We start from the raw sequence: 1,498 nt of genomic DNA, 5'->3' as shown, positions 1-1,498 counted from the left end.
GACGGGCTGCGCGCGCTGCTGCTGGCCCAGGGCGCACAGGCATCGGCGCGCAGCGGCGCGTTCGTCCGCGTCTGATCGACGGGGGCGTCAGCCCAGCACGTTGCGCGGCGGGCGTGTTTCGGGCGCATGGCCAAAGGCGGGGTTGGGCCGGGTATCCATCTCGAACACCAGGTGCCCGCCGCGCGCCAGTTCGGCATGGCTGATCCAGCTGCGGTTCCACACCTGGCCGTTCCAGCGCACCTGCCGCACATAGACCGCTGCCGCGCTGTTGCCCGGCGCCTCGATCACCAGGCGCCCGCCCGGCACCGCCAGTTCTGCCCGGTTGAACAGCGGCGAGCCGAACACCCACACCCCGCTGACCGGATCGACCGGATAGATCCCCAGCGCGCTCAACACGAACCACGCGCTCATCTGCCCGCAATCCTCGTTGCCGGCCAGGCCATCGGGCGCGGCGCGATACATGCTGGTCAAAAGACTGCGCACCCGCGCCTGGGTTTTCCATGGCGAACCTGACCAGGCATAGAGATAGGCCACGTGGTGGCTCGGCTCGTTACCATGGGCATATTGCCCGACCAGGCCGGAGACATCGGGCGGCGCATCGGCCGGCAGCGTGCTGTCGGCGGCAAACAGCGCATCCAGCTTGGCCTCGAACGCGGCGTCCCCGCCCATCAGGTCGATCAGGCCTTGCGGATCGTGCTGGGCCATGAACGTCGCCTGCCAAGCGTTGCATTCGGTAAAATCGCGCCAGTGGTTGGTATCGTGGCCCAGCGCGCGCGGATCGAACGGCGTGGCCCAGGCGCCATTGGCCAGGCGCGGGCGGACAAAGCCGGTGTCCTTGTCAAACAGGTTGCGCCAGTTGCGCGACCGCGCGCGCAGCGCCGTGGCATCCTCATGCGCGCCGGCCGCAGCGGCGATCGCGGCCATGGCCCAATCGTCATAGGCATATTCCAGCGTCTTGCTGGCCGCTTCGCGCACGGTATCGGCCGGGATATAGCCCAGCCGGCGATAGGGCGCGAGGCCACTGTCCTCGCGCTCGAACGCCAGTTGACGCAGCGCCGGCCACAGCGTGGCCAGGTCGAGCCCGCTGGCGCCCTTGTTCAGCGCATCGGCCATCACCGCCACCGAATGCCAGGCGATCATGCAATGCGTCTCGATCCCCTGCAGCGGCCACACCGGCGGGCCGAACGGGCTTTCCAGCGTCATCCGCGCCAGGTTGCGGGCAAAGGCGGCATTGCGCGGCGCATCGACCAGGCTGAGCAGCGGATGCAGCGCGCGATAGGTATCCCACAGCGAATAGGTGCTATAGTTCGCCTCGCCGGCCGGCAGCGTGCGCACCGCGCTGTCCATCGCGCGATAACGCCCGTCGACATCGCAAAACAGGTTGGGCGCTGCCGCCGCGTGGTAGAGCGCGGTGGCCATGATCTTGCGCTGATCGGGCGTGCCACCCGATACCTGCACCGCGCCCAGCCGGCCGGCCCAGGCCGCCCGCGCCGCGCCG

At 69.4% G+C, this 1,498-nt stretch carries 1 protein-coding gene; it reads right to left on the bottom strand.

Annotated elements, in window-relative coordinates:
- Positions 1-87: 87 nt before the first annotated feature.
- The coding region (locus H926_RS0100580; protein WP_022674565.1) for a GH92 family glycosyl hydrolase at positions 88-1,498 on the bottom strand (1,411 nt) is incomplete at its 5' end.

Source organism: Novosphingobium sp. B-7, from assembly GCF_000410615.1.
GTDB lineage: Bacteria > Pseudomonadota > Alphaproteobacteria > Sphingomonadales > Sphingomonadaceae > Novosphingobium > Novosphingobium capsulatum.
Note: the sequence above shows the minus strand (reverse complement) of the source record. Positions and strands in the feature narration are given on the sequence as shown.